This window comes from Klebsiella sp. C283 (assembly GCF_048822555.1).
GTDB lineage: Bacteria > Pseudomonadota > Gammaproteobacteria > Enterobacterales > Enterobacteriaceae > Klebsiella > Klebsiella quasipneumoniae.
Genome location: NZ_JBMEZS010000008.1, coordinates 281,983 through 303,518 on the forward strand (window position 1 = coordinate 281,983; position 21,536 = coordinate 303,518).

The following is a 21,536-nucleotide window of genomic DNA, read 5'->3' on the forward strand; positions in this document are numbered from 1 at the left end:
AGATTGCCATTTGACGTAAGTGTGGATTCCCGATAAGTTGGGAATCCGCTGGAAGCTTTCTGGATGAGCACTCTGCTCATCATATTTATGCAGTAATTGAGATTCCCTCTTAACAGCAAGTCCTCAAACTTGTGTACCGATGCAAAAAGGATTTAAAGAGGGCGAATGCGAGGTGCAAACCCCGTCGCCATGCTCTTTCTGTGCCTGTGCGCAATCGGTATCGGAGGGGGTCCGTAGAGCCTGGGGAGGTTCACTGATATGTTGTACGACAAATCCCTTGAGAGGGATAACTGTGGTTTCGGCCTGATCGCCCACATAGAAGGCGAACCTAGCCACAAGGTAGTGCGAACCGCGATACACGCACTGGCCCGCATGCAGCACCGTGGCGCAATCCTTGCCGATGGTAAAACCGGCGACGGTTGCGGTCTGCTGCTGCAAAAACCCGATCGTTTCTTCCGCATCGTTGCCGAAGAGCGCGGCTGGCGTTTAGCCAAAAACTACGCCGTTGGGATGCTGTTCCTGAATAAAGATCCTGAACTGGCGAAAGCGGCACGCCGCATCGTTGAAGAAGAACTTCAGCTTGAGACCCTGTCGATTGTTGGCTGGCGCGATGTGCCGACCAACGAAGGCGTGCTCGGTGAAATCGCCCTCTCCTCGCTGCCCCGTATTGAGCAAATCTTTGTTAACGCCCCGGCTGGCTGGCGCCCGCGCGATATGGAGCGTCGTCTGTTTATTGCGCGTCGTCGCATTGAAAAACGCCTGCAGGAAGACAAAGATTTCTACGTTTGTAGCTTGTCCAACCTGGTCAACATCTATAAAGGTCTGTGTATGCCGGCGGATTTGCCGCGCTTCTACCTGGACCTCGCGGACCTGCGCCTGGAGTCGGCTATCTGCCTGTTCCACCAGCGCTTCTCCACCAACACCGTACCACGCTGGCCGCTGGCGCAGCCGTTCCGCTACCTGGCGCACAACGGTGAAATCAACACCATCACCGGCAACCGCCAGTGGGCTCGCGCCCGTACCTATAAATTCCAGACCCCGCTGATCCCGGACCTGCACGACGCCGCGCCGTTCGTTAACGAAACCGGCTCCGACTCCAGTTCAATGGACAACATGCTGGAGCTGCTGCTGGCCGGCGGGATGGACATCGTGCGCGCCATGCGTCTGCTGGTGCCGCCAGCCTGGCAGAACAACCCGGATATGGATCCGGAGCTGCGTTCGTTCTTCGACTTTAACTCCATGCATATGGAGCCATGGGACGGCCCGGCGGGCATCGTTATGTCCGATGGTCGCTACGCGGCCTGTAACCTCGACCGTAATGGCCTGCGCCCGGCGCGCTACGTCATTACCAAAGATAAGCTCATCACCTGCGCCTCTGAAGTCGGCATCTGGGACTACCAGCCGGACGAAGTGGTTGAGAAAGGCCGCGTGGGTCCGGGTGAGCTGATGGTTATCGATACCCGTGCCGGACGCATTCTGCACTCAGCGGAAACCGATGACGATCTGAAGAGCCGCCATCCGTATAAAGAGTGGATGGAGAAAAACGTTCGTCGCCTGGTGCCATTTGAAGATCTGCCGGACGAAGAGGTTGGCAGCCGCCAGCTGGACGACGATCTGCTGGCCAGCTACCAGAAACAGTTTAACTACAGCGCGGAAGAGCTGGACTCGGTGCTGCGCGTGCTCGGCGAAAATGGCCAGGAAGCGGTCGGCTCAATGGGCGATGACACGCCTTTCGCCGTCCTTTCCAGCCAGCCGCGCATTATCTACGATTATTTCCGTCAGCAGTTCGCCCAGGTGACGAACCCGCCTATCGATCCGCTGCGTGAAGCGCACGTCATGTCGCTGGCCACCAGCATCGGTCGCGAAATGAACGTCTTCTGCGAAGCGGAAGGCCAGGCGCATCGTCTGAGCTTCAAATCGCCGATCCTGCTGTACTCCGATTTCAAACAGCTGACGACGATGGAAGAAGAGCACTATCGTGCCGACGTCCTCGACATCACCTACAACCCGGCAGAGGCTTCCCTCAGCGAGACGGTGAAGGCCCTGTGCGACAAAGCGGAGCAAATGGTACGCGATGGTACCGTGCTGCTGGTTCTTTCTGACCGCAACATCGCCAAAGACCGCCTGCCGGTGCCGGCGCCGATGGCCGTTGGCGCGATCCAGACCCGTCTGGTCGATAAAAGTCTGCGCTGCGATGCCAACATCATCGTTGAAACCGCCAGCGCCCGCGATCCGCATCACTTCGCCGTGCTGCTGGGCTTCGGCGCGACAGCTATCTATCCGTACCTCGCCTATGAAACGCTGGCGAAGCTGGTCGACAGCAAAGCTATCGATAAACCGTACCGTGCGGTGATGCTGAACTATCGCAACGGTATCAATAAAGGTCTGTATAAGATCATGTCCAAGATGGGGATCTCGACCATCGCCTCCTACCGCTGCTCGAAGCTGTTCGAAGCGGTCGGTCTGCATCGCGATGTCTCCGAGCTCTGCTTCCAGGGCGTGGTCAGCCGCATCGGCGGCGCCGGCTTCGACGATTTCCAGCAGGACCTGCTGAATCTGTCGAAACGCGCCTGGCTGGCGCGCAAGCCGCTGGCTCAGGGCGGTCTGCTGAAGTACGTTCACGGCGGCGAATATCACGCCTACAACCCGGACGTGGTGCGTACCCTGCAGCAGGCTGTGCAGAGCGGCGAGTACAGCGATTATCAACAATACGCGAAGCTGGTTAACGAACGTCCGGCGGCCACGCTGCGCGATCTGCTGGCGCTCAATCCGGGCGAAGACGCCATCAGCATCGACGACGTGGAGCCGGCGAAGGAGCTGTTCAAACGCTTCGATACCGCAGCGATGTCGATCGGCGCCCTGAGTCCGGAAGCGCACGAATCGCTGGCGGAAGCGATGAACAGCATCGGCGGCTTCTCTAACTCTGGTGAAGGCGGTGAAGACCCGGCGCGCTACGGCACCAATAAAGTGTCGCGCATCAAGCAGGTGGCGTCCGGCCGCTTCGGCGTCACCCCAGCCTATCTGGTCAATGCCGACGTTATCCAGATCAAAGTCGCCCAGGGCGCGAAGCCGGGTGAAGGCGGCCAGCTGCCGGGTGATAAAGTCACTCCGTACATCGCCAAACTGCGCTATTCGGTACCGGGCGTGACGCTGATCTCCCCGCCGCCGCACCACGATATCTACTCTATCGAGGATTTGGCGCAGCTGATTTTCGACCTCAAGCAGGTCAACCCGAAAGCGATGATTTCGGTCAAACTGGTTTCTGAACCGGGCGTGGGCACCATCGCCACCGGCGTAGCCAAAGCTTATGCCGACCTGATCACCATCGCCGGCTACGACGGCGGCACCGGGGCGAGCCCGCTCTCTTCCGTGAAATATGCCGGCTGTCCGTGGGAGCTTGGTCTGGTGGAAACCCAGCAGGCGCTGGTCGCTAACGGCCTGCGTCATAAGATCCGTCTGCAGGTGGATGGCGGCCTGAAAACCGGCCTCGATATCATCAAAGCGGCGATCCTCGGCGCGGAAAGCTTCGGTTTCGGTACCGGCCCGATGGTGGCGCTGGGCTGTAAATACCTGCGTATTTGCCACCTGAACAACTGCGCGACCGGCGTGGCGACCCAGGATGACAAACTGCGTAAGAACCACTATCACGGTCTGCCGTTCAAAGTGACCAACTACTTTGAATTTATCGCCCGTGAAACCCGCGAGCTGATGGCCCAGCTGGGCGTCAAGCGCCTGGTGGATCTGATTGGCCGCACCGATCTGCTCAAAGAGCTGGATGGGTTCACCGCCAAGCAGCAGAAACTGGATCTGGGTAAACTGCTGGAGACCGCAGAGCCGCATCCTGGCAAAGCGCTGTACTGCACCGAAAATAACCCGCCGTTCGATAACGGCGTGCTCAACGCCCAGCTGCTGCAGCAGGCGAAACCGTACGTGGATGAAAAGCAGAGCAAAACGTTCTGGTTCGATATCCGCAATACCGACCGCTCCGTGGGAGCCTCGCTGTCCGGGTATATCGCCCAGACCCATGGCGACCAGGGACTGGCGGGCGACCCGATCGTCGCTCACTTTAGCGGCACCGCGGGCCAGAGCTTCGGCGTGTGGAACGCCGGCGGCGTGGAACTGCATCTGACGGGCGACGCCAACGACTATGTCGGCAAAGGCATGGCGGGCGGTCTGCTGGCCATTCGTCCGCCGGTGGGCTCCGCTTTCCGCAGCCACGAAGCCAGCATTATCGGCAACACCTGCCTGTACGGCGCGACCGGTGGTCGTCTGTACGCCGCAGGCCGCGCAGGTGAGCGTTTCGCGGTGCGTAACTCCGGCGCCATCACCGTGGTGGAAGGCATCGGCGACAACGGCTGTGAATACATGACCGGCGGTATCGTCTGCGTGCTCGGTAAAACCGGCGTCAACTTTGGCGCAGGGATGACCGGCGGCTTTGCCTATGTCCTGGATGAAGATGGCGACTTCCGTAAACGCGTGAACCCGGAGCTGGTGGAAGTGCTGGACGTTGACTCTCTGGCCATCCATGAAGAGCACCTGCGCGGTTTAATCACCGAGCACGTGCAGCTTACCGGTTCGCAACGCGGCGAAGAGATCCTCGCCAACTGGCCGGCCTTCTCCGCGAAGTTTGCGCTGGTTAAACCGAAGTCCAGCGATGTTAAAGCACTGTTGGGTCACCGTAGTCGTTCCGCAGCTGAGCTGCGGGTGCAGGCGCAGTAAGGGGTTAAGATGAGTCAGAACGTTTATCAATTTATCGACCTGCAGCGCGTTGATCCGCCAAAGAAACCGCTGAAGATCCGTAAAATTGAATTTGTGGAAATTTACGAGCCGTTTTCAGAAGGCCAGGCCAAGGCGCAGGCGGATCGCTGCCTCTCCTGCGGCAACCCGTACTGCGAGTGGAAGTGCCCGGTGCATAACTACATCCCGAACTGGCTGAAGCTGGCCAACGAGGGGCGTATTTTTGAGGCGGCTGAGCTGTCGCACCAGACCAACACCCTGCCGGAAGTCTGCGGGCGCGTCTGCCCGCAGGACCGCCTGTGTGAAGGCTCCTGTACGCTGAACGATGAGTTCGGCGCGGTGACCATCGGCAACATCGAACGCTATATCAATGATAAGGCATTCGAGATGGGCTGGCGTCCGGATCTCTCCGGTGTGAAACCGACCGGTAAAACCGTCGCGATCATCGGCGCTGGCCCGGCGGGCCTCGCCTGTGCCGACGTGTTGACCCGCAACGGCGTCAAGGCGGTGGTGTTTGACCGCCATCCGGAAATCGGCGGCCTGCTGACCTTCGGTATCCCGGCGTTCAAGCTGGAAAAAGAGGTGATGACCCGCCGCCGGGAGATCTTCACCGGCATGGGCATTGAGTTCAAACTCAATACCGAAGTGGGCCGCGACGTGCAGCTCGACGACCTGCTGAAAGAGTACGATGCCGTGTTCCTCGGCGTCGGCACCTATCAGTCGATGCGCGGCGGGCTGGACAATGAAGACGCCCCGGGCGTCTACGACGCGCTGCCGTTCCTGATCGCCAACACCAAGCAGATCATGGGCTTTGGCGAAACCGCCGATGAGCCCTACGTCAGCATGGAAGGCAAACGCGTGGTCGTGCTCGGCGGTGGCGATACCGCGATGGACTGCGTACGTACCTCCGTCCGCCAGAATGCGGCGCACGTGATCTGCGCCTATCGTCGTGACGAAGAGAACATGCCGGGTTCAAAACGCGAAGTGAAAAACGCGCGTGAGGAAGGCGTTGAGTTCCAGTTCAACGTCCAGCCGCTGGGCGTGGAAGTGAATGCCAACGGCAAAGTGTGCGGCGTGAAGATGGCGCGCACCGAGATGGGCCAGCCGGATGCGAAAGGCCGCCGTCGCGCGGAGATCGTCGCCGGCTCTGAGCACGTGGTGCCGGCAGACGCCGTCGTCATGGCGTTTGGCTTCCGTCCCCACAGCATGGAGTGGCTGGCGAAGCACAGCGTCGAGCTGGACTCCCAGGGCCGCATCATTGCGCCGGAAGGCAGCGAGAACGCCTTCCAGACCAGCAACCCGAAAATCTTCGCCGGTGGCGATATCGTTCGCGGTTCCGACCTGGTGGTCACCGCGATTGCGGAAGGACGTAAAGCGGCTGACGGGATCCTCAACTACCTTGAAGTCTAATTAGGCCCGGAGTCTCAGCGCATAAAAGCCCGATGGTTAACGCCATCGGGCTTTTTTATTGCCCATTCGCCGGGCAGACCGCCGCTTTCAGCGCCGTATTATACCAGCCACAGATATGTTCTAAGCGGGTGATCGCCGAGCCGACGGTCACCGCCCACGCGCCGCAGCGCATTGCCTCAGCCGCCTGCGCAGGCGTATTGTAGCGTCCCTCAGCGACCACTCTGCAGCCCGCGGCGCTCAGGCTTTTCACCAGCGCCAGATCCGGCTCGACCGGTGTCTCCTCTGCGGTATAGCCCGAGAGGGTGGTGCCAACCATATCGAAGCCCAATTGCCAGCATTCAAGGGCATCGTCGAGAGAGGAACAATCTGCCATCGCATTTTTCCCCTGGCGGTGAATTGCCGCCAACAACGATGCGACAGAGGCCGGACGCTGACGCCGCGTGCCGTCAACCGCAATGATATCGGCCCCTGCCTGCGCCAGGGCATTCACATCCTCAAGCCACGGCGTAATACGCACCGGGCTATCATGCAGATCGCGCTTAATCAGCGCGATAACAGGCACCGTCACTAACGGACGAACGGCCTGCAGGTTGGCCAGACCTTCGATGCGCAGCGCCACCGCCCCCGCCTGCTCCGCCGCCAGCCCCATCGCCGCGACGATGGCGGGGTTATCCAGCGGGCTGCCCGGCACCGGCTGGCAGGAGACAATTAATCCGCCATGATGACGGATATGCTGGTCCAGTTGTGCGAGTAAAGACATGTCGGCTCCCTGAAAGCTACCTGTGGCGATGACAGTACCAGCCATGGGGCGCCTCGTTTGTGGCAGAGTTAACAAAGCGGACAGACAAAAAAACAGGCCCCGCAGGGCCTGTCAGAGAAGGGATTTACTTCACCACGCGCAGCGCCGGGCGACCGCCGCGCGGCGGCGGCGTGTCGTCAGGATCGTCGTCGTGATTATCGGGCTTATCGCCATCAATCACCGACATCACCGTTTCGCTTTCACTCTCAGGCGCGACGTCATCATCGTTGAGGCTGCTGACGTCTTCGTCATAGGCCGCTTCCGGTTCAAACATTGTGCCGGCGCCGTTCTCACGGGCATAGATGGCGAGTACCGCAGCCAGCGGGACAGATACGTTGCGCGGCACGCCGCCAAAGCGCGCGTTGAAGCGCACTTCGTCGTTCGCCAGCTCAAGATTACCTACCGCACGCGGGGCAATATTGAGAACGATTTGCCCGTCGCGCGCATACTCCATCGGCACGAGCACGCCCGGCAGCGTGACATCCACTACCAGATGCGGCGTCAGCTGGTTATCCAGCAGCCAGTCATAAAACGCCCGCAGCAGATACGGGCGACGCGGCGTCAGCTGTGATACATCCATTATTTAGCCCCGACCGAGGCGCATTTCACGCTCGGCTTCAGTTAAAGAGGCGAGGAAGGAATCACGCTCAAATACGCGAGTCATATAGCCTTTGAGCTCTTTCGCGCCTGCGCCAACCAGCTCCACACCGAGAACCGGGAGACGCCACAGCAGCGGCGCCAGGTAGCAATCCACCAGGCTGAACTCATCGCTCAGGAAGTAAGGTTTCTGGGTGAACACCGGCGCGATGGCCAGCAGTTCTTCACGCAGTTGCTTACGCGCAGCATCAGCTTGCGCTGCGGTACCGCTCTGGATGGTGTTCATCAGCGAATACCAGTCCTTCTCGATACGTTGCATATACAGACGGCTTTCGCCACGCGCCACCGGATAAACCGGCATTAACGGCGGGTGCGGGAAACGCTCATCCAGGTATTCCATAATGATGCGGGATTCCCACAGAGTGAGCTCACGATCCACCAGCGTCGGTACGCTTTGATTCGGGTTGAGGTCAATCAGATCCTGAGGCGGGTTGTCCTTCTCCACGTGCTCTATCTCAAAACTGACACCCTTCTCGGCCAGCACAATGCGGACCTGATGGCTATAGATGTCAGTAGGACCAGAAAACAGCGTCATTACCGAACGTTTGTTGGCAGCGACAGCCATGAAAACCTCCAGGTATATTCAGAATTTTGTACTGCTGCCAGCCACTCATGGCCGGCCAGATGTAAAAACCCCAGTAGCGCGATGTCACCTTCGTTCACGAATAAAACAAAAAATGAACAATCACCAGCATTTGGGCAGAAAATTGGATGATAGTTTACCAGATTTTGAAGACGTTGTGGTGAGGGGATTCTGGAAATGCTGAAAAAGTGACAAGAACCGGCGGTAAGCTTGTGGATAACAGCCGTTTTATCCATAAAAAAACCCGCCGGAGCGGGTTTTTTCGCAAATTGTTCTGCGTGAGCAGAAAACAATTAACGTTTGGAGAACTGCGGACGACGACGTGCTTTACGCAGACCGACTTTCTTACGTTCAACCTGACGAGCGTCACGAGTGACGAAGCCAGCTTTACGCAGTTCAGAACGCAGGGACTCGTCGTACTCCATCAGAGCGCGGGTGATACCGTGACGGATCGCACCAGCCTGACCAGAGATACCACCACCTTTAACAGTGATGTACAGATCCAGTTTCTCAACCATGTCGACCAGTTCCAGCGGCTGACGAACTACCATGCGGGCAGTTTCACGACCGAAGTACTGTTCCAGAGAACGCTGGTTGATAACGATTTTGCCGTTGCCCGGTTTGATGAAAACGCGAGCTGCGGAACTTTTGCGGCGACCAGTGCCGTAGTATTGATTTTCAGCCATTGCCTATAATCCCGATTAGATGTCAAGAACTTGCGGTTGCTGTGCCGCGTGGTTGTGCTCGTTACCCGCGTAAACTTTCAGTTTACGGTACATAGCACGACCCAGCGGGCCTTTTGGCAGCATGCCTTTAACCGCGATTTCAATCACACGCTCAGGACGGCGGGCAATCATCTCTTCAAAGGTCGCTTCTTTGATACCACCGATGTGGCCGGTGTGGTGGTAGTACATTTTGTCTTCGCGCTTGTTGCCGGTAACAGCAACTTTTTCTGCGTTCAGAACGATGATGTAATCACCGGTATCAACGTGCGGAGTGTATTCCGCTTTGTGCTTACCGCGCAGGCGACGAGCCAGTTCAGTAGCCAGACGGCCCAGAGTTTTACCGGTCGCGTCAACAACATACCAGTCGCGTTTTACGGTTTCTGGTTTAGCTGTAAAAGTTTTCATTAAAAGCTTACCCAAATAATAAGTTACACGTTGGTGAACACCCAAACGTTTAGTCAGTTGAGGTTCACACGACATTGTCCAGCAAACCTACCCCTTCGAATAGCCTATGCCGGCACATAGAAAGTTTCGGGAAAAAAACCTTCTCGTAACGTGGGGTCGCAAGATTATAGAGAAGTCGGGGTCAAAGATCGACCCCTTTATGAGATTTTTCAGGCAGCTCCCGGGGCGGCCCTGCGGCCCTGAATTCACCGGGAAAAAGTATCCTGTCAGGGCATATGCGGGCGCTTGAGGTACTCTTCGCTCTGCATCTCCTGCAGACGCGACAGACAGCGCTGAAACTCAAACTTCAGCCGCTCTCCCTGATAAATGTCGTACAGCGGCACCGCCGCGCTGACCACCAGCTTCACGTGGCGCTCATAGAACTCATCCACCAGAGCGATAAAGCGCCGGGCTTCGCTCTCCAGCTGCGCGGTCATCACCGGCACATCGAACAGCATCACGGTGTGGAACAGGCGGGAGAGCGCGATATAGTCATGCTGGCTACGGGCATCCACGCACAGCGTGGCGAACGACGCCGCCAGCGTCTGGTTTTCCACGCCGAGGGTCGGCAGCTCGCGATGGTTGATCTCCAGCGTCGGCCCGGCAGCGCGCGGCGCGCCGGCCAGCGCCAGCCACAGTTTATCCATCTGTTCGCGGGTGTCGTTATTCAGCGGCGACAGCCACAGGTGCGCCTGGGTCAGGGTACGCAAGCGATAATCGATGCCGGCATCGACGTTCATAATATCGCAATGCTGCTTGATGGCGTCGATAGCGGGCAGAAAACGGGCGCGCTGCAGGCCATTGCGATAGAGCTCATCCGGCGGAATATTGGAGGTCGCCACCAGCGTGATGCCGCGGGCGAACAGGGCCTTCATCAGCCCGCCCAACAGCATGGCGTCGGTTATATCGGAGACAAAAAACTCGTCGAAACAGAGCACGTCGGTTTCCGCTTTAAAGCGGTCGGCGACAATGTCCAGCGGGTCGCTATGGCCCTGCAGGGTGGTCAGCTCTTCGTGCACCCGCAGCATAAAGCGATGGAAATGCAGGCGCTGCTTACGCTCGCCCGGCAGGCTCTGGTAAAACAGGTCCATCAGCCAGGTTTTCCCCCGCCCCACGCCGCCCCACATATACAGGCCGCGGACGGGCGCCGCCTCGGCTGCTGGTTCGCGCTTACCCAGCAGTTTGCCGAATTTCGCGCGCAAACCGCCGCCTGACGCGACGGGCGCGGGCTGAGTCTGCAGTTCCTGGTAAATGGTATCGAGGCGGCTCACCGCTTCTTGCTGGACGTCGTCGGGTTGATGGCTGCCCTCTTTCAGGGCTGAAAGGTAACGCGATGTTGGAGACAGGCTTTGCATGATCTAATTGTTATTCCTTGAAAACCGTGATGTCGAAGCTCACGATTGACGAAAAAAAGGCCGTTCTACACTACGCGATGATACGCCAGGATTCCACTTCTGTGGAATTAGCGGTTATAGTGGCACTATCGGGCGCAGGCGGAGAGCCTAAGAGCCACCCTACGGAACCACAATACAACGGGAGATGTTCATGACCTGGGAATACGCGCTAATTGGGTTAGTCGTCGGTATCATCATTGGTGCCGTCGCCATGCGTTTCGGCAACCGCAAACTGCGCCAGCAGCAGGCGCTGCAGTTCGAACTGGAAAAGAATAAAGCCGAGCTTGAAGAGTACCGTGAAGAGCTGGTCAGCCATTTTGCGCGCAGCGCCGAGCTGCTGGATAACATGGCGCACGACTACCGTCAGCTGTATCAGCATATGGCGAAAAGCTCTAACAACCTGCTGCCGGATTCCATGGCAGACGCCAACCCGTTCCGCAACCGCCTGGAAGAGTCTGAAGCCAGCAACGATCAGGCGCCGGTCCAGATGCCGCGCGACTACTCCGAAGGCGCATCCGGATTACTACGCGGTGGCGCAAAACGCGATTAAACAATCGCCTCTGATAAAATATTCTCCGGGCGCGCCCATCGCGCCCGCTCCTTCCCCCACTTCCCGGCTACAATTTAAACCAGTCCCCACATTGTTACCTGCGCAAAAATTCAATAACATCAGGTTATTCAGGACATTTTTCCATACACCTCAGGTTACGAGAGCCAGCATCTAATGAAGAAACAGACTTTGCTGTTGAGTGCGTTAGCGTTAAGCATTGGGTTATCGTTGTCGGTTCTGCCTCCGGCAGCAGCATCCTTACCGACTCAGGTGCCCGGCCAGGGTGCGTTACCAAGCCTGGCGCCGATGCTGGAAAAGGTCCTGCCGGCGGTAGTCAGCGTCCAGGTGGAAGGCACTGCCTCGCCGACGCTCAATATGCCGGAAGAGCTGAAGAAATATTTTGGCGATAACGCCCCGCAAGAACAGGCGCAGCCGTTCGAAGGGCTTGGCTCCGGCGTCATTATCGACGCAGCGAAAGGCTACGTGCTGACCAATAACCACGTCATCAATCAGGCGCAGAAGATCAGCGTCCAGCTGAACGATGGTCGTGAATTTGATGCCAAACTGGTCGGTAGCGATGAACAGAGCGACATTGCTCTGCTGCAGCTGATTAAGCCGTCGAACCTGACGCAAATCGCCATTGCTGACTCCGATAAACTCCGCGTCGGCGACTTCGCCGTCGCCGTCGGCAACCCGTTCGGCCTTGGTCAGACCGCCACCTCCGGCATTATCTCTGCCCTTGGCCGCAGCGGCCTGAACCTTGAAGGGCTGGAGAATTTCATCCAGACCGATGCCTCCATCAACCGCGGCAACTCCGGCGGCGCGCTGTTGAACCTCAACGGCGAGCTTATCGGGATCAACACCGCGATCCTGGCGCCGGGCGGCGGCAGCATCGGCATCGGCTTCGCCATCCCGAGCAACATGGCGAAAACCCTCGCCGACCAGCTCATTCAGTTTGGCGAAATCAAGCGCGGCCTGCTGGGCATTAAAGGCATGGAAATGAGCGCCGATATCGCCAAGGCGATGAACCTCAACGTTCAGCGCGGCGCCTTCGTCAGTGAAGTGCTGCCAAACTCCGGGTCCGCCAAAGCGGGGATCAAATCCGGCGACGTCATCGTTAGTCTGAACGGCAAACCGCTGAATAGTTTTGCCGAACTGCGCTCGCGGATCGCCACCACCGAGCCGGGGACCAAAGTCAAACTGGGCCTGCTGCGCGATGGAAAACCGGTCGATGTCGAAGTGACGCTGGATAAGAGCACCTCCTCCACCGCCAGCGCTGAGCTGATTATCCCGGCTCTGCAGGGTGCCTCGTTCAGCGACGGTCAGATGAAAGATGGCACCAAAGGGGTGGTGATCGATAATGTCGATAAAGGCAGCGCCGCCGCCCAGGTCGGCCTGCATAAGGATGACATTATCATTGGCCTTAACCGCGAGCGTATTCATTCGATTGCCGAATTACGCAAAGTGCTCGAAGGCAAACCGCCGGTCATCGCCCTGAACGTGATCCGCGGCAACGAAAGCATCTATCTGCTGCTGCGCTGATTGTCTCCCCGGACATCGCCGCCATGTGCGATGTCCGGACAACTCATGCTATGCTGCGCCTGACCATTCATTAACGATATCTGCATCATGCCTGGAAAGTTATTACGTTCAGTACTCATCGGTTTGCTTGTCGGGGGCCTGCTGTTGGCCCTGATGCCCTCGCTGCGCCAGTGGCAGCTAGCGCCGACCACCCAGAACGATACGGCAGACGACTCCCCGGCGAGCTATAACGCCGCCGTACGCCGCGCCGCGCCCGCCGTAGTGAACGTCTATAACCGCGCCCTGAACAGCACCAGCCATAATCAGCTGACGCTTGGCTCCGGGGTGATCATGGACCAGCGCGGCTATATCCTGACCAACAAGCATGTGATTAACGATGCCGACCAGATTATCGTCGCTCTGCAGGACGGCCGGGTCTTCGAAGCGCTGCTGGTAGGCTCCGATTCCCTGACCGACCTCGCGGTGCTGAAGATCAACGCTACCGGCGGGCTGCCGGTGATCCCGATCAACCCGAAACGCACGCCGCACATCGGCGATGTGGTGCTGGCGATTGGCAACCCCTATAACCTGGGACAGACCATCACCCAGGGGATCATCAGCGCCACAGGGCGCATTGGCCTCAACCCCACCGGCCGCCAGAATTTCCTGCAGACTGACGCCTCGATCAACCACGGTAACTCCGGCGGGGCGCTGGTGAACTCCCTCGGCGAGCTGATGGGGATTAACACCCTCTCCTTTGACAAGAGCAACGACGGCGAAACGCCTGAAGGCATTGGCTTTGCGATCCCGTTCCAGTTAGCGACCAAAATTATGGATAAACTGATCCGGGATGGCCGTGTGATCCGCGGCTATATCGGCATTAGCGGCCGGGAGATCGCCCCGCTGCACGCGCAGGGCGGCGGGATCGATCAGATCCAGGGGATCGTCGTTAACGATGTCGCGCCGGACGGACCGGCCGCGCAGGCGGGGATCCGCGCCAACGACGTGATCATCTCCGTGAATGACAAACCCGCGGTCTCCGCGCTGGAGACGATGGATCAGGTGGCCGAGATCCGCCCGGGTTCGGAAATTCCGGTGGTCATCATGCGTGATGATAAGAAAATCACGCTCCATATCGCCGTCCAGGAATACCCGGCCACCAACTAAGCGGCTCCCCGTTTGAGGAGCCACGTTAATCGCTAAATACCGGACCGGCCGGGAATCTGACCAAAAACCCGGTCATCATGAATGCAAGACAATAAAAAGCCGGAACAACGGTTCCGGCTTTTTTGAGCGTGCGAGGTTACTTGTTGACGAAGTCTTCGCCGAGCGCGATATCTTTCTTCAGGGTGTCCAGCATGCCTTCCAGCGCCTGCTGCTCAAAGGCGCTGAGTTTGCCGATAGACTGACGCTCTTCTACGCCATTCTTCCCCAGCAGCAGCGGCTGAGAGAAGAAACGCGCATACTGGCCGTCGCCTTCCACGTAGGCGCACTCCACTACGCCTTTTTCTCCCTGCATGGCGCGAACCAGAGAAAGGCCAAAGCGCGCAGCCGCCTGACCCATCGACAAGGTCGCCGACCCGCCGCCCGCTTTCGCTTCCACGACCTCGGTACCGGCGTTTTGAATGCGTTTAGTCAGATCGGCCACTTCCTGATCGCTAAAGCTGACGCCCGGGATCTGCGACAGTAAAGGCAGAATGGTGACCCCGGAGTGACCGCCAATAACCGGGACTTCCACCTCGGTTGCCGATTGACCTTTCAGCTCCGCCACAAAGGTATTGGAGCGGATGATGTCCAGCGTAGTCACGCCGAACAGTTTGTTTTTATCGTACACGCCGGCTTTTTTCAGCACTTCGGCGGCGATGGCCACGGTGGTGTTCACCGGGTTGGTAATAATGCCGATACAGGCCTGCGGGCAGGTTTTGGCTATCTGCTGCACGAGGTTCTTAACGATACCCGCATTCACATTAAACAGGTCGGAACGATCCATGCCGGGCTTACGCGCTACGCCCGCGGAGATCAGCACCACATCAGCGCCTTCCAGCGCCGGGGTAGCATCTTCACCGGAAAATCCTTTAATTTTTACATCTGTGGGGATATGACTTAGATCTACCGCCACGCCCGGCGTAACCGGAGCGATGTCGTACAACGAGAGCTCTGAACCTGAAGGCAGTTGGGTCTTAAGTAGTAGGGCAAGCGCCTGGCCGATACCACCGGCAGCGCCAAGGACTGCAACTTTCATCCTAAACTCCTTATTATGGTTAATTTAGTCTTTCGTTATTCCGTCGCCTGGACCTTAATTCACAAGATGAACAATTACAATGATTATGGCTGAAGAATGCATTATTGTGCGTAGCAATAGAACAGCGGCGCACTTTATGCTTCCTGACTGACCATCCAGCAAAGCGAAGTACCGGATCGACTATTGGTTACAATACACCCAGCCAGTTGCGCAAAACAACACCAACTCAATAACATTTCATTTACTTTTACATGCCTTTAAGCGTTGTGATGAGAACATGTTCCTTATACGGTTTTTTTGCTAAAATATGCCCCCTTCATAACATTATTGACCTATCCCCTCGCGGATTATTTGCATAAAAATTCACGGTTATGCATAATGATGTTGATTTTACCACCATAATCTGGGTGACTTATGCGAAGTTCGGCAAAACAAGAAGAACTGGTTAAAGCGTTTAAAGCGCTGCTTAAAGAAGAGAAATTCAGCTCGCAAGGAGAGATCGTCCAGGCGCTGCAGGAAGAAGGCTTCGAGAATATCAACCAATCGAAGGTTTCCCGCATGCTCACCAAATTTGGCGCGGTTCGTACCCGTAACGCCAAAATGGAAATGGTCTATTGCCTGCCTGCCGAGCTTGGCGTGCCGACCACCTCCAGCCCTCTGAAAAATCTGGTGCTGGATATCGATTATAACGATGCCGTCGTGGTGATTCACACCAGCCCCGGGGCAGCGCAGCTGATCGCCCGTCTTCTCGACTCGCTGGGCAAGGCGGAAGGTATTCTTGGCAGCATCGCCGGGGATGACACCATCTTCACCACGCCAGCGCGCGGTTTCACAGTGAAAGATTTGCACGACGCTATCCTGGTGCTGTTCGAACAGGAACTCTGAGCATTCCCCTCTGGCAACCGTCAGAGGGTGATTCCCCCTCTTCTCTCCCTCCCCCCTTTCAACTCAACAAAAATTTAACATTTCGTGTGATTTAGCCTGTCTATACGTTCTTTTACGTAAGGGAAACGCCTAAAACGCACGAAAGATCAAAATCGTATACCTTTATGATTTTATTAGAAATAAAACTTATCTCCGTCTGTGACTCGTCATTTTTAATTCTTATCGGTTATAAAAAGCGCAATTTATTGTAACTATTAACGCACAAAACAATTAGCATGGTATTAATATTTTTGGTGATTAGTGTATACTTGTTTTTGTGATGAGGGTCACGAAACAAAGACCCTCAACAAAAAGATTCGACGAGGTGAACATCATGAAAATCAAAACCACTGTAGCAGCTCTCAGCATCCTGTCCGTCATGTCGTTTGGCGCTTTCGCCGCTGATGTTATCAACAGCGAGCAAGCCCAGGGCCGCGAGGCCATCGGTACAGTTTCCGTCGGCGCGGTAGCCTCTTCCCCGATGGATATGCATGAAATGCTGAACAAAAAAGCGCAGGAAGAAGGGGCTTCTTCTTACCGCATTATCGAAGCCCGCACTGGCGACCACTGGCATGCCACTGCTGAGCTGTATAAATAAGTTTTAGATCGTCAACGATTAACCCGACAAAAATTCTCTACCGCGGCCCGGCCTCATTCATCGCCCCGCCGCGGCAAAACAAAGACTGGAGTAAAGATTATGAAACGCGCAATGATCATCGCATCCCTTGGCCTGGCTTCTCTTCTCTCTTTCGGCGCTAGCGCGGCCGTTCAGCAAGTGAACGCTGAGCAAGCCCAGAACCTGCAGTCCATGGGCACCATCTCGGTTTCCCAGGTAGGTAGTGCGCCAATGGACATGCGTCAGGAACTGGCCGCTAAAGCCGAGAAAGAAGGCGCCAGCAGCTACCGTATTATTGAAGCACGTACCGGCGATAGCTGGCACGCCACCGCTGAGCTGTACAAATAAACCCTCGTCGTCTTATTTCGACGACTTGCCCCCGCCTGCCGGGGGCTTTTTTATGCCTGCCGGGCGTTAAAACGTAACTCCCCCTCCAGCTCTTCCTCTGCTTCATCAAATAATAAAATTAACGCCCCAAAGCGCCGACGCTGCTTGTCATTTAAATGGATGAACTCAATGTCCAGCGGCAGCGGCAGCAGCCCACCGGTCACCGCGTCCCATAGCGAATCAAGGTTGTTGACCTTATCCTGTGCCAGCTCGAAGGTGCGGGAAAACTCCCGGTAGAAATCCTGTTGCTCGGCGATTTCGTCAAAATCAAACGTATAGGTGGTCATGGCAGCCCCTCCCGCTTCTCTTCCTGTCGCCGTTAAGTATAGCGATAAAAAAACCGACGCCTGGGCGTCGGTTTATGGGTTAACTGCTGGTCAGCACATGCTGGTACTTGTGCAACATCTCAACCAGTCGCCGTACCGGCTCGGTCACCTGCGGCGAAGCCTCCCAGACCCGCAGCTTCTCCTGATAAACATCAAGCTCCGCCAGCAGCCGGGTAAAGTAGCGCCGACGCTTATCATCGCTCCCGGCGGAGATCACATGATCCGCGGTACGTCGCAGCTGGCGATGGAACGCCGACAGATCCTCATTCACCGGCACGGGCGCATCGCGCAGGCGCTGGTGGGCAATGATTAACGTCAACGCCAGACGGAAACGGGCGACATCGCCAGGGAATTTGTTGAGCAATAAAAACAGCTGCTGATAGAGCGCGGGCAGATGATTCTCTTTGCGACGCGCCGAGTTGGTGGTCAGCGAAGAGACCGCCGCGGAGACAAACTGGTTCAGCAGCACCCGACCGGTTCTTGCCCGGGAGTTATCCCTGACAATGAGAATAACCATCAGGGCGAGGAAACAACCGACGATCTGCCCCAGCGCGCTATCGAGGAACTGACTGAACTGGAACTGCATCGGGTTATCCAGCACCAGAATGTTGATGGTGCTCGCCAGCGCCCCCAGCGATCCGAGGCGCCTTTTCTGCACTTCGATACCGATAAAAAACGCCATCGCCGCCAGGCTGATACAAAGCAACAGCATACTCTGCTGCGTCGCCGGCATGATCACCAGAAAGTACAGGGTACCCAGCGGTAACGCCGCCAGAGTACCGTAGAGGAAGTCTATCGCCACCATTCGCGGGTTAGGCAAGCGCATCGCCAGCGCGGTAACCACGGCAATCATCACCATCGCGCCGCTGCCTGAGGTCCAGCCCGTCCACAGCCAGAACAGCGTCCCAAGGATACAGGAGACAGAGGTACGCCAGAAGTTCACCATCGCGTGGTGACGCTCGGCGGACTCCACTTTAACCACCGTTTCGCCGCGCAATACACCCTCTTCAATGCGGCTGATTTTGGTGTTGCCCACCACGCCACGCTTAAGCAGCAGGTAACGGGTGGCTGCGCCTACCCAGCTGTAGATGGTGACCGGCGTATTATGCTCGCCTTTCCAGGTCAGGAAGCGACGCATACGCTTCAGCTGCTGGTGAACATCCTGCACCGTCTCAACCGGCTCAGCGAACAGCTCGCGGTAGTCGTCCGTCACCATTTCCGGGCGCGAGTTCTGAATCAGGTAGGTTTCGCAAGCCTGGGTGATAAGCGTTAGCGAGAGGGTATTGATCGCCTTCAGGCGTTGATTCGCCTTAGCCCAGCGAGAGGATTCCATAATCAGGTTACTGCGCATTCCTTCCAGCGCCGTGGTGCGACGCACCAGCGCTCCCCAGGCCTGATCCACTTCATCTTTTTCGCCGTGCGCAACGCATAACTGCATCAGCTTATACTGTGCAATCAGCAGGTTATCCAGTTCCAGGTCGATCTCTTTTTTAATCGAACGCGGGGAGAACAGCAGATCGGCGACGATGGCGCTGACAATCCCGATGACGATTTCGCTGCAGCGCTCAACGGCAAACTGCGGCGCCAGCATCGGATCGGTGTGGATGGTAATAATGATAATCAGCGCGGTGTATCCGGCCAGCCCCCAGGCATAGGAGTTTTCGACCTTGACCAGCGACGAAACCCAGGTACAAAACCCGGCCCACAGGCAGCAGACCAGCATCATCAGCAGAGGGGCGCGGATCATCAGGATGATGATGACCAGCGCCGCAATACAGCCAATAAAGGTCCCGGCAATACGCAACATGCCGCGATAGCGGATCGCGCCGGAGTACGGCTCTCCCCCGGCGGCAAAGGCCGGGCCAGCGGCGACAATCGCCGCGGTCAGCACCGCCCAGCGCGGCGTTTCGAGCTGAAAATGGAAGCCGACGAACAGCGCCAACACCACCGCGCATGCAAGCTTAATAGCAAAGCGGAGATGCTGGGGAGCAATAGTATATGTCCCCATAGCGATTAACCGAATTCGCGCAGGCGCATAGCCAGTTTCTGGAAGAAGTTGGCCTGGCTAGTATCACGGTCTTCTTTACCGGTGATCACCACCGTCGCCGTCGTGCCCGATGGCCACAGATTCCCCTGCTGGTGGTCAAGGCGAATACGAACCGGCACACGCTGCGCCAGACGCACCCATTCAAGGTTGGAATCCACCGAAGCCATCCCTTTCGAGTCGCTGCTGCTGCTGGCGTTGGTTACCCCCGCAGCGATACTGTCCACCGTGCCTTTAATGGTTTTGCTGCTGCCAAGCGGGGTAATTTCCGCCCGGTATCCAGGGCGGACGCCTTCCAGTTTGGTCTCTTCCAGATAGGCCATGACGTAAAATGTATTCTCTTTGACCAGCGCCACCGCCGTGGAGCCGCGGGTGATAAATTCCCCGGTATAGACGTTAAGGTTGGTCACCCAGCCATCCGCGGGGGCGCGAATCTCCGTGCGCTGCAGGTCCAGTCTGGCCAGGTCGCGGCTGGCCACCGCTTTCGCCAGCTGATGCTCAACGGTCTGCAGCACGTTGTTCGCCTGGTCAATCTCTTCCCGCGACATCGCCTGGACGCCAAGCTTATTACGCCGACCGGCTTCGACACGTTTTTCCTGGGCTAAGGTCTGATAGTAGGCGACATCGGCTTCCGCCTGCGCCAGCGCTTTTTGGTAACGAGGTTGGTCAATAACGAACAATACCTGGTCTTTCTTAACCAGTTGGTTATCCTTGACGTTTACCTGGGAAATCAGCCCGGAGACATCGGGAGCAATGGCCACAATGTCGGCGCTAAAGCGCGCATCCCGCGTCCACGGCGAGGCGGTGTAGTAAACCCAGGCGCGGAAAATCGCCACGAAGGCCAAAATGACCAGTATCACGGTAATAGCGGTACGGAGGATATTTCTTGTTAGTGTTTTCACATCAACCTCAAACGAACAAGCGCGATATCAAATAAAAAAGGCAGCAATATAGCGCCGTATTAAACAGTGCAGGGTGCCAGACAAAATCGTAAATGCCGGTCGGAACCAGCAATCGGTGCACCAGCCAGAAGATGGCCAGCGACAAAAGCAACTCGAAGAAGATCGGCGGAAACGATAAGCCGAAAATCACGATGACAGGAAACAGACTCATGATGACCTTGAATAAGAAGCGTACAGGTAGTGAGCAGATGCGTTTATTATGTAGCTAACAATATATTAACGTAACGATTGCCGCATTATCTACAATGTGTGATCTAAATCACTTTTAAGCCAGAGTGAATAATGGAACGATTAAAGCGCATGTCCGTTTTCGCCAAAGTGGTCGAATTAGGTTCCTTCACCGCAGCGGCCCGCCAGCTTCAGATGAGCGTTTCCTCGATCAGTCAGACCGTCGCCAAACTGGAAGATGAACTGCAGGTGAAGCTGCTCAACCGCAGCACCCGCAGCCTTGGCTTAACGGAAGCGGGTAAAATTTACTATCAGGGCTGCCGTAGGATGCTGTTTGAAGCACAGGATGTCCATGAGCAATTATACGCATTTAACAACACCCCTATCGGAACGCTGCGTATCGGCTGCTCTTCAACTATGGCACAGAATGTTCTGGCGCGCATAACGGCGAAAATGCTGAAAGAATACCCCGGGCTCTCCGTCAATCTGGTCACCGGCATACCTGCGCCGGACCTGATCGCCGACGGTCTTGACGTGGTGATCCGCGTGGGCGCCCTGCAGGATTCCAGTCTTTTTTCCCGCCGTCTGGGCTCAATGCCGATGGTGTTATGCGCCGCGAAAAGCTATCTGGCGCAGGCTGGCAATCCGGAGAAACCGGCCGATCTTGCCGGGCATGCCTGGCTGGAATATAGCGTGCGGCCGGACAATGAGTTTGTCATTATCGCGCCGGAAGGGATCTCAACCCGCCTGACCCCGCAGGGGCGCTTTGTGACCAATGACCCCATGACGCTGGTGCGCTGGCTGACCGCCGGGGTGGGTATCGCCTATGTGCCGTTGATGTGGGCGATCGAAGAGATCAATCGCGGTGAGCTTGAGATCCTGCTGCCGAGCTACCAGTCCGATCCGCGTCCGGTCTACGCCCTGTACACCGAAAAGGATAAACTGCCGCTGAAAGTGCAGGTCTGTATCAATTATCTGACGGAGTATTTTGTCGACGTGGCGAAGATCTATCAGGGGATGCACGGCAGAGGGATCGCCCGCTGAAGC

21 protein-coding genes are annotated in these 21,536 nt (G+C 56.9%); 9 read left to right on the top strand and 12 right to left on the bottom strand.

Annotated elements, in window-relative coordinates; all coding sequences use genetic code 11:
- Nucleotides 1–258 precede the first annotated feature (258 nt).
- Together gltB and gltD are read left to right on the top strand one after the other, a co-directional pair.
- The gene (gene gltB / locus ACOI7Z_RS17805; RefSeq protein ID WP_065882602.1) at nucleotides 259–4,719 is read left to right on the top strand and encodes a glutamate synthase large subunit; all 4,461 of its coding nucleotides are present in this window, start codon (nucleotides 259–261) and stop codon (nucleotides 4,717–4,719) included.
- 9 nt (nucleotides 4,720–4,728) lie between these two features.
- Nucleotides 4,729–6,147 (top strand): glutamate synthase subunit GltD, encoded by a 1,419-nt coding sequence (gltD, locus tag ACOI7Z_RS17810; protein WP_032454181.1) that lies wholly within the window; start codon nucleotides 4,729–4,731, stop codon nucleotides 6,145–6,147.
- A 55-nt stretch (nucleotides 6,148–6,202) separates the two neighbouring features.
- Here the strand turns inward: gltD and ACOI7Z_RS17815 are convergent, their stop codons facing one another.
- From ACOI7Z_RS17815 to zapE, 7 genes are all read right to left on the bottom strand, one after another.
- A complete protein-coding gene (locus tag ACOI7Z_RS17815) occupies nucleotides 6,203–6,907 on the bottom strand; it encodes an N-acetylmannosamine-6-phosphate 2-epimerase (protein ID WP_050534396.1) in 705 nt (234 codons plus the stop codon).
- A 124-nt stretch (nucleotides 6,908–7,031) separates the two neighbouring features.
- Nucleotides 7,032–7,526 (bottom strand): ClpXP protease specificity-enhancing factor, encoded by a 495-nt coding sequence (gene sspB / locus ACOI7Z_RS17820; RefSeq protein ID WP_002918465.1) that lies wholly within the window; start codon nucleotides 7,524–7,526, stop codon nucleotides 7,032–7,034.
- Between the two features lie 3 nt (nucleotides 7,527–7,529).
- On the bottom strand, nucleotides 7,530–8,168 hold the full coding sequence (gene sspA / locus ACOI7Z_RS17825; protein WP_002918467.1) for a stringent starvation protein SspA: 639 nt from the start codon (nucleotides 8,166–8,168) through the stop codon (nucleotides 7,530–7,532).
- Nucleotides 8,138–8,422 carry a hypothetical protein gene (locus ACOI7Z_RS17830; protein ID WP_136070768.1) on the bottom strand — a complete coding sequence of 95 codons (285 nt, stop codon included), beginning with the start codon at nucleotides 8,420–8,422 and terminating at the stop codon, nucleotides 8,138–8,140. The genes sspA and ACOI7Z_RS17830 overlap by 31 nt, the downstream gene beginning before the upstream one ends.
- A gap of 57 nt (nucleotides 8,423–8,479) precedes the next feature.
- Nucleotides 8,480–8,872, bottom strand: a complete 393-nt coding sequence (rpsI, locus tag ACOI7Z_RS17835; RefSeq protein ID WP_000829818.1) for a 30S ribosomal protein S9 — start codon at nucleotides 8,870–8,872, stop codon at nucleotides 8,480–8,482.
- A gap of 15 nt (nucleotides 8,873–8,887) precedes the next feature.
- On the bottom strand, nucleotides 8,888–9,316 hold the full coding sequence (rplM, locus tag ACOI7Z_RS17840; protein ID WP_002918559.1) for a 50S ribosomal protein L13: 429 nt from the start codon (nucleotides 9,314–9,316) through the stop codon (nucleotides 8,888–8,890).
- Nucleotides 9,317–9,582: 266 nt separating this feature from the next.
- Entirely contained in the window at nucleotides 9,583–10,710 is a 1,128-nt protein-coding gene (zapE, locus tag ACOI7Z_RS17845; protein WP_023291141.1) for a cell division protein ZapE, read from the bottom strand.
- 190 nt (nucleotides 10,711–10,900) lie between these two features.
- Between zapE and zapG the strand changes: the two genes are divergently transcribed.
- From zapG to degS, 3 genes are all read left to right on the top strand, one after another.
- Nucleotides 10,901–11,299, top strand: a complete 399-nt coding sequence (gene zapG, locus ACOI7Z_RS17850; RefSeq protein ID WP_012540461.1) for a Z-ring associated protein ZapG — start codon at nucleotides 10,901–10,903, stop codon at nucleotides 11,297–11,299.
- 174 nt (nucleotides 11,300–11,473) lie between these two features.
- Nucleotides 11,474–12,841 carry a serine endoprotease DegQ gene (gene degQ, locus ACOI7Z_RS17855; RefSeq protein ID WP_017899931.1) on the top strand — a complete coding sequence of 456 codons (1,368 nt, stop codon included), beginning with the start codon at nucleotides 11,474–11,476 and terminating at the stop codon, nucleotides 12,839–12,841.
- Between the two features lie 87 nt (nucleotides 12,842–12,928).
- The gene (degS, locus tag ACOI7Z_RS17860; protein ID WP_002918568.1) at nucleotides 12,929–13,987 is read left to right on the top strand and encodes an outer membrane-stress sensor serine endopeptidase DegS; all 1,059 of its coding nucleotides are present in this window, start codon (nucleotides 12,929–12,931) and stop codon (nucleotides 13,985–13,987) included.
- 136 nt (nucleotides 13,988–14,123) lie between these two features.
- Here degS and mdh read toward each other — a convergent pair whose 3' ends face one another.
- Entirely contained in the window at nucleotides 14,124–15,062 is a 939-nt protein-coding gene (mdh, locus tag ACOI7Z_RS17865) for a malate dehydrogenase (RefSeq protein WP_023291150.1), read from the bottom strand.
- Between the two features lie 414 nt (nucleotides 15,063–15,476).
- Between mdh and argR the strand changes: the two genes are divergently transcribed.
- The 3 genes from argR (at nucleotide 15,477) to yhcN-B (ending at nucleotide 16,950) form a co-directional block, all read left to right on the top strand.
- Nucleotides 15,477–15,947, top strand: coding sequence for a transcriptional regulator ArgR (gene argR, locus ACOI7Z_RS17870; protein ID WP_002918625.1), 471 nt, complete (start codon nucleotides 15,477–15,479; stop codon nucleotides 15,945–15,947).
- Nucleotides 15,948–16,320: 373 nt separating this feature from the next.
- Complete coding sequence (gene yhcN / locus ACOI7Z_RS17875) at nucleotides 16,321–16,584, top strand: peroxide/acid stress response protein YhcN (RefSeq protein ID WP_017899932.1); 264 nt, start codon at nucleotides 16,321–16,323, stop codon at nucleotides 16,582–16,584.
- 99 nt (nucleotides 16,585–16,683) lie between these two features.
- Nucleotides 16,684–16,950: a DUF1471 family stress response protein YhcN-B gene (yhcN-B, locus tag ACOI7Z_RS17880; protein ID WP_002918627.1), complete on the top strand. Its 267-nt coding sequence runs from the start codon at nucleotides 16,684–16,686 to the stop codon at nucleotides 16,948–16,950.
- A gap of 50 nt (nucleotides 16,951–17,000) precedes the next feature.
- On the opposite strand, the gene ACOI7Z_RS17885 is transcribed toward yhcN-B, so the two are convergent.
- The 4 genes from ACOI7Z_RS17885 to aaeX all read right to left on the bottom strand — a co-directional run bounded on the left by ACOI7Z_RS17885 (nucleotide 17,001) and on the right by aaeX (nucleotide 20,472).
- Nucleotides 17,001–17,276, bottom strand: coding sequence for a barstar family protein (locus ACOI7Z_RS17885; RefSeq protein WP_002918629.1), 276 nt, complete (start codon nucleotides 17,274–17,276; stop codon nucleotides 17,001–17,003).
- Nucleotides 17,277–17,355: 79 nt separating this feature from the next.
- The gene (gene aaeB / locus ACOI7Z_RS17890) at nucleotides 17,356–19,323 is read right to left on the bottom strand and encodes a p-hydroxybenzoic acid efflux pump subunit AaeB (RefSeq protein WP_087848551.1); all 1,968 of its coding nucleotides are present in this window, start codon (nucleotides 19,321–19,323) and stop codon (nucleotides 17,356–17,358) included.
- A gap of 5 nt (nucleotides 19,324–19,328) precedes the next feature.
- Nucleotides 19,329–20,261 carry a p-hydroxybenzoic acid efflux pump subunit AaeA gene (gene aaeA / locus ACOI7Z_RS17895; RefSeq protein ID WP_023291152.1) on the bottom strand — a complete coding sequence of 311 codons (933 nt, stop codon included), beginning with the start codon at nucleotides 20,259–20,261 and terminating at the stop codon, nucleotides 19,329–19,331.
- A gap of 7 nt (nucleotides 20,262–20,268) precedes the next feature.
- Nucleotides 20,269–20,472, bottom strand: coding sequence for a p-hydroxybenzoic acid efflux pump operon protein AaeX (gene aaeX, locus ACOI7Z_RS17900; RefSeq protein ID WP_002918640.1), 204 nt, complete (start codon nucleotides 20,470–20,472; stop codon nucleotides 20,269–20,271).
- A 131-nt stretch (nucleotides 20,473–20,603) separates the two neighbouring features.
- Here aaeX and aaeR point away from each other — a divergent pair, with 131 nt between their 5' ends.
- Nucleotides 20,604–21,533 carry an HTH-type transcriptional activator AaeR gene (aaeR, locus tag ACOI7Z_RS17905; protein WP_002918641.1) on the top strand — a complete coding sequence of 310 codons (930 nt, stop codon included), beginning with the start codon at nucleotides 20,604–20,606 and terminating at the stop codon, nucleotides 21,531–21,533.
- Nucleotides 21,534–21,536: the final 3 nt, after the last annotated feature.

Excerpts from the sequence above, each read along its gene's own strand:
- ACOI7Z_RS17815 (WP_050534396.1), bottom strand. The coding sequence starts at position 6,907 with ATGTCTTTACTCGCACAACTGGACCAGCATATCCGTCATCATGGCGGA.
- argR (WP_002918625.1), top strand. The coding sequence starts at position 15,477 with ATGCGAAGTTCGGCAAAACAAGAAGAACTGGTTAAAGCGTTTAAAGCG.
- aaeR (WP_002918641.1), top strand. The coding sequence starts at position 20,604 with ATGGAACGATTAAAGCGCATGTCCGTTTTCGCCAAAGTGGTCGAATTA.
- rplM (WP_002918559.1), bottom strand. The coding sequence starts at position 9,316 with ATGAAAACTTTTACAGCTAAACCAGAAACCGTAAAACGCGACTGGTAT.
- aaeB (WP_087848551.1), bottom strand. The coding sequence starts at position 19,323 with ATGGGGACATATACTATTGCTCCCCAGCATCTCCGCTTTGCTATTAAG.
- mdh (WP_023291150.1), bottom strand. The coding sequence starts at position 15,062 with ATGAAAGTTGCAGTCCTTGGCGCTGCCGGTGGTATCGGCCAGGCGCTT.
- gltB (WP_065882602.1), top strand. The coding sequence starts at position 259 with ATGTTGTACGACAAATCCCTTGAGAGGGATAACTGTGGTTTCGGCCTG.
- aaeX (WP_002918640.1), bottom strand. The coding sequence starts at position 20,472 with ATGAGTCTGTTTCCTGTCATCGTGATTTTCGGCTTATCGTTTCCGCCG.
- zapG (WP_012540461.1), top strand. The coding sequence starts at position 10,901 with ATGACCTGGGAATACGCGCTAATTGGGTTAGTCGTCGGTATCATCATT.
- yhcN-B (WP_002918627.1), top strand. The coding sequence starts at position 16,684 with ATGAAACGCGCAATGATCATCGCATCCCTTGGCCTGGCTTCTCTTCTC.
- yhcN (WP_017899932.1), top strand. The coding sequence starts at position 16,321 with ATGAAAATCAAAACCACTGTAGCAGCTCTCAGCATCCTGTCCGTCATG.
- ACOI7Z_RS17830 (WP_136070768.1), bottom strand. The coding sequence starts at position 8,422 with ATGGATAAAACGGCTGTTATCCACAAGCTTACCGCCGGTTCTTGTCAC.
- zapE (WP_023291141.1), bottom strand. The coding sequence starts at position 10,710 with ATGCAAAGCCTGTCTCCAACATCGCGTTACCTTTCAGCCCTGAAAGAG.
- sspA (WP_002918467.1), bottom strand. The coding sequence starts at position 8,168 with ATGGCTGTCGCTGCCAACAAACGTTCGGTAATGACGCTGTTTTCTGGT.
- rpsI (WP_000829818.1), bottom strand. The coding sequence starts at position 8,872 with ATGGCTGAAAATCAATACTACGGCACTGGTCGCCGCAAAAGTTCCGCA.
- degQ (WP_017899931.1), top strand. The coding sequence starts at position 11,474 with ATGAAGAAACAGACTTTGCTGTTGAGTGCGTTAGCGTTAAGCATTGGG.
- ACOI7Z_RS17885 (WP_002918629.1), bottom strand. The coding sequence starts at position 17,276 with ATGACCACCTATACGTTTGATTTTGACGAAATCGCCGAGCAACAGGAT.
- sspB (WP_002918465.1), bottom strand. The coding sequence starts at position 7,526 with ATGGATGTATCACAGCTGACGCCGCGTCGCCCGTATCTGCTGCGGGCG.
- degS (WP_002918568.1), top strand. The coding sequence starts at position 12,929 with ATGCCTGGAAAGTTATTACGTTCAGTACTCATCGGTTTGCTTGTCGGG.
- gltD (WP_032454181.1), top strand. The coding sequence starts at position 4,729 with ATGAGTCAGAACGTTTATCAATTTATCGACCTGCAGCGCGTTGATCCG.